General features: G+C 28.6%; 1 protein-coding gene. It reads right to left on the reverse strand.

The genetic code is table 11. The features are described 5' to 3' along the window. Positions 1-45: 45 nt before the first annotated feature. Positions 46-771 carry an IS1634 family transposase gene (locus B5G32_RS13570; RefSeq protein ID WP_143746687.1) on the reverse strand — a complete coding sequence of 242 codons (726 nt, stop codon included), beginning with the start codon at positions 769-771 and terminating at the stop codon, positions 46-48. Positions 772-814 lie beyond the last annotated feature (43 nt).

The raw sequence follows: 814 nt of genomic DNA on the forward strand, positions 1-814 counted from the left end.
CGTCAACTTCTACTAAAATTATACATCTATATAGATATCAAGCCATTAGTTCTTATCTAATGGCTTGATGACTTCTCTAGCGAATTCTATATATTCTTTTTCATTGATTCCTATTTGTTTTAGGATATTCTTTTGTTTATTGGTTAATTTATATCTTATATGATACTTCTTATCCGATAACTTTGTTACTCCTAATTTTTCATACTCTCTCAAAACCTTTGGTACTGTATATTCTTTTTTGTTTTTTAGATATAATGGTTTTAATGATTTGTATATTTCATTTCTTATAATGAGTGCTATAAATGATATGAATACTTTACTTTCTAAATGTTCATCCAAATGCACTCTAAATACATCGTTACCCAGGTATGTCTTTTCCATTCTAAATACTTTCTCTATTGCATCTCTATCTCTATATATTTCTAAGGCCTGTGATGCACTCATTTTTCGTGATGTGATGATTGCAAAGAATCCTGCTCTATTTATGAGCTCCTTTATCTCCTTGTCTTTTCTTTTATAACTTTGAAAATATCCATTTTCATCAAATTTCAGCCTATAATATTTCTTATATCCCGCTACATCTTCCTGTCTTTTTATGATCTGATTTTTCTTTTCTTCCAGTTGCTGATCTAGTTTATGAAATCTTTGATTAATGATGATCTTTTCCCTTTCAGCAGCGATTCCATCATAATATATATGTATATATTGTTTTTTTCCAGTATGAAACAATTCTTTTTCTATCGTTTTCCCATACAGCTCATAATCTTCCATATAATATTGATATCCTTCTTTTAGTAATGCCACACTTTCTTCT

The sequence above is a fragment of the Massilimicrobiota sp. An80 genome, from assembly GCF_002159255.1.
Taxonomy (GTDB): Bacteria; Bacillota_I; Bacilli_A; order Erysipelotrichales; family Coprobacillaceae; genus Allocoprobacillus; species Allocoprobacillus merdigallinarum.

Bases quoted from the DNA above. Each gene is read 5' to 3' on its own strand.
- B5G32_RS13570 (WP_143746687.1), bottom strand. From the start codon at position 771: ATGGAAGATTATGAGCTGTATGGGAAAACGATAGAAAAAGAATTGTTT.